The organism is Actinomycetota bacterium, from assembly GCA_035540895.1.
Lineage (GTDB): Bacteria > Actinomycetota > JAICYB01 > JAICYB01 > JAICYB01 > DATLFR01.
The window spans coordinates 1-3,695 of record DATLFR010000169.1; the positions used below are offsets into that span (position 1 = coordinate 1).

The 3,695-nt window shown below is 70.7% G+C and carries 5 protein-coding genes; all 5 read right to left on the minus strand.

Translation table 11 applies throughout. The features are described 5' to 3' along the window. Positions 1-479: pyridoxamine 5'-phosphate oxidase family protein (locus VM840_09755; protein ID HVL81863.1), on the minus strand; the 479-nt coding region annotated here is incomplete at its 3' end. Between the two features lie 9 nt (positions 480-488). Continuing rightward, positions 489-1,661, minus strand: coding sequence for a flavodoxin-dependent (E)-4-hydroxy-3-methylbut-2-enyl-diphosphate synthase (gene ispG / locus VM840_09760; GenBank protein ID HVL81864.1), 1,173 nt, complete (start codon positions 1,659-1,661; stop codon positions 489-491). A 55-nt stretch (positions 1,662-1,716) separates the two neighbouring features. Continuing rightward, positions 1,717-2,205, minus strand: coding sequence for a hypothetical protein (locus VM840_09765; GenBank protein HVL81865.1), 489 nt, complete (start codon positions 2,203-2,205; stop codon positions 1,717-1,719). 62 nt (positions 2,206-2,267) lie between these two features. Then, the gene (locus tag VM840_09770) at positions 2,268-3,434 is read right to left on the minus strand and encodes a site-2 protease family protein (GenBank protein HVL81866.1); all 1,167 of its coding nucleotides are present in this window, start codon (positions 3,432-3,434) and stop codon (positions 2,268-2,270) included. 57 nt (positions 3,435-3,491) lie between these two features. Further along, positions 3,492-3,695 (minus strand): 1-deoxy-D-xylulose-5-phosphate reductoisomerase (locus VM840_09775; GenBank protein HVL81867.1); only part of this gene is annotated, 204 nt, incomplete at its 5' end.

The window sequence follows — 3,695 nt, forward strand, 5'->3', positions numbered from 1 at the left end:
CGTCCGAGCAACAGCGCCGGGTCGCCTATGGCCGGTTCCTGCACTTCTACAATCACCACAGGTCCCACGGCGCGCTCGGCTGGCACACACCCATGCACACACTCAGCCAGTGCCTCGGGGACAACGTCCCCGCTCAGCACAGCTAGCCGGCGGGCGGTCTCCTCGTCCGCCCGCGCCGGGTGCGTCTCCCCCTCCACGATCACCGCCTCCATCCCCTGCCCGACCGACGCGACGACGCGGGGGTCACGACGGACGTTGCGGTTATGGACGGTCGACTCGCCTCCGCCGTACCACAGCGCCTCGTCGAGCCACACCCCGTCGCGTGGGACAAGGTGGGGGCGGCCGTCCCGACGCGTGCTCGCCACCCAGTAGACGGGGGCAGTCTCGAGCTTGCGGCGGATGTGCGCCCATTCGAGGGTCCGGGTCGGCGCCCCGTACCCTTCCGGGAGTCGCATGAGTTCGCCGATGGGGTCCACCATCGGCAGAGCCTAGTGGGAGCCGGCGACAGGGAGTCGGCGTCGGTCCGGGGGGGCGGGCGCACGCGCGACGGGGGTGACGACGGACGGCTCCCCGGTCTCCCCGAGCTCGGCGGCGATCGCGTGGGCCTCCGCCAGCAGGGCGGCCACCATCTCGTCCGGACCCACCTCCCGGACCCGCTCCCCCTTGCGGAAGAGGGTGCCTCCGTGCTTCGAGAGGGCCAGCCCCACGTCGGCCTCCCGCGCCTCGCCCGGACCGTTCACGAGGCACCCCATGACGGCCACCTGGACGGGCGCCTTCAGTCCGGCCAGCGCCTCCTCGACCTGGGTCGCGATCGTGATGACGTCCCCCTCGACCCGGCCGCAGGTCGGGCACGCGACGATATCGGCTCCCTCTCGACGCAGCCCCAGAGCGGAGAGGATGGCCTTGCCGGTCTTCACCTCCTCGACCGGGTCGGCGGCGAGCGAGACCCGGATCGTGTCGCCGATCCCCTCGGCGAGCAGGGTCCCGATGCCGACGGCCGACTTGATGCTGCCCGCGAACTGGGTGCCGGCCTCGGTGACCCCGAGGTGCAGTGGGTGGTCCGTGCGCTCGGACAGCAGGCGATAGGCCTGGATCATCTGGTACGCGTCCGAGTGCTTCACCGAGATCTTCATGTCGGTGAACCCCTCCTCCTCGAGGAGGGCGACCTCCCACAGCGCCGACTCGACCAGCGCCTCAGGGGTGGGGCCCCCGTGCTTCGTCAGGAACTCGGAGTGCAGTGACCCGGCGTTGGCTCCCACCCGTATGGGGATCCCGCGCTCGCGGGCCGCCCGGGCCACCTCGCGGATGCGGCGGGGGTCCTTGATGTTGCCGGGGTTGAGCCGGAGTCCGTCCACCCCGTACTCGATCACCTTGAGGGCAAGATCGTGACGGAAGTGGATATCGGCGATGATCGGCACCGGACGCGCGGCCGAGGACATCAGCCACAGCAGGAGGGCTATCCCGTCGGCCGACTCGTCGTCGGGGACGGTGACCCGGACGATATCGGCGCCGGCCGTCGCGAGGGCCAGCACCTGGTCGAAGGTCGCCCGGGCGTCCGGCGTCCGCGTCGTCGTCATCGACTGGATCGAGACCGGGGCGCTTCCCCCGATCGCCACCGAACCGACGCGGATCTGCCTGGTCGAGCGTCGCTGGGGGGTCATCGAGAGCCACGCTAGCACGGGGTCCGCGCCGCGCCGGGGCGTGTGATGTGAAGGTTCAGCAGAGCCGGTCGACCGGCAGCGCGCACGTCGCGACGACCCCGGGGGCGAGGACGAAGATCTCCTCGACGTGGGTGTCGACACGACCGCAGTCGTCGCGGGACCGGAAGGTGAGCGTGTAGGGACCCGCCGTGACCTGGGCCGGGTCGAAGGTCACCGAGTAGCGATTGCGGATGCGGCGGTGCCGGCCGTCCACCGGTTGCATCTCGATCGGGCCTCCGCCGTCCACCCGCACCTCCACCAGGTTGATGTAGTTCGCGTTGGAGTCGGGCTCCCCCGCGTACCAGGGGATGTCATCGACGGTGATCTCGACGTACGTGCCCGGGCGGGCCAGGTCATGGCTCGGTCCGGGGACGAAGTTGTAGAAGATCGGCCCGAACCGGTCGGGGAGCAGACACGTGGACGGGTCGAAGCCGGGCGGCTGCGTCTGGGCGCCCGCCGGCAGTCCGAGGGCGAGGCAGGCCATCACGCAGACGGCTACCGGCAACGAACGGACCCTGTGCGATCTCATCGTCCCGGACTTCGCCGGGCACCCCGCCGTTCCTGCCGCTAGAACGGGAGCTGGGCCGGAGAAAGGATGTCCCGGAACAATAGGGACACCCCGACCAGGAGCAGCAGGGCGAACCCGACCGCCATGACCCGCCCGAGGGCGCGCTGACCGAGCGGCTTGCGCCTCAGCCTCTCTATCCCGAGGAGCAGCAGGTGTCCGCCGTCCAGCGGAGGCAGGGGGAGGAGGTTGAACAGCCCGATGAAGATGTTGATGTTCGCGAAGAACTCCATGAACATCGCGATCCGGCCCCGGGCGGCGAGGTCGGCGGCTATCCGGCCGGCACCGTAGATGCTGATCGGCCTCTCCTCCGGGCTCGGGTCGGCTCCCGGGATGAGCCCCAGGTTGCGCGGGCTGAGGGCACGCGGGGTCGCCTGGACGAACAGGCCCAGGCTCCGCCACAGCACCTGACCGGTGAGCCGGGCGGCGGCCAGGGGTCCGAGCCGGGCGCTCTCGAACTCAGGCGAGACGCCGATGACGCCGATCTCACGTCCCTCCTCAGTGGTCGGGGCCGGGGTGATCGGGAGCTGTAGCTCGCGCTCGCCGCGGACCACGGTGACGGTGAGCCGCTGTCCGGGACGGTCCCGGATGTAGTCGCGCATCGCGTCCCAGTCCTCGAACCGGTTGCCGTCCACCGCGACGATCCGGTCCCCCGGTTCGATCCCCGCCTTGAACGCGGGTGCCTGGGTGCCGTCCTCGAGCTCGGTGGCCAGCGAAGAGACCCGGAGGGTGGGTCGGTCCGGGTCGGGCAGGCCGACCACGGTGAGGATCAGCATGATGACGACGGATGCGGTGATGAAGTGGGTGACGGACCCGGCGAGAAGGACCACCGCCCTCTTCCAGTAGGAGACGGCCTGGAACGACCGGGGGTGCTCCTCTGGCGGGACGTCCTCGAACGGGGACATGCCCAGGACCTTCACGTACCCCCCCAGCGGGAGGGCCTTGATCCCGTACTCGGTCTCGGGGCGCTCCACGAGCTCGCCGTCGGGCGTCTCGACCACCTCGAGACGGCCGCCCCGCCGCGACCACAGTGTCGGACCGAACCCGATGAAGAACTGGGAGATCTTGATGCCCGACCAGCGAGCGGTCAGGTAGTGGCCGAGCTCGTGGAAGAAGATCGCGAACAGGAGGAGCACCACGAACGCGGCGACTCCCAATCCGAACGACAAGGGGGGCCTCCTGGGTCGGCGGGCGGCACAACCGTAGTACGAACGCCCGGCCGGTGCCTACTGTTCCCGGGCGCGGAGCCGGGCCCAGGCGTCGGCCCGCAGGACGTCCGCCAGCTCGATCCCCTGCTCCCCCACCCCGACCTCGGCCTGCGCGGCCTGGTCCAGCACGCGCTCGACGGTCTCGGCTATCGCGGTGAACGCGATCCGGCCGTCCAGGAAGGCACCCACCGCCTCCTCGTTCGCGGCGTTGAGCACCGCGGG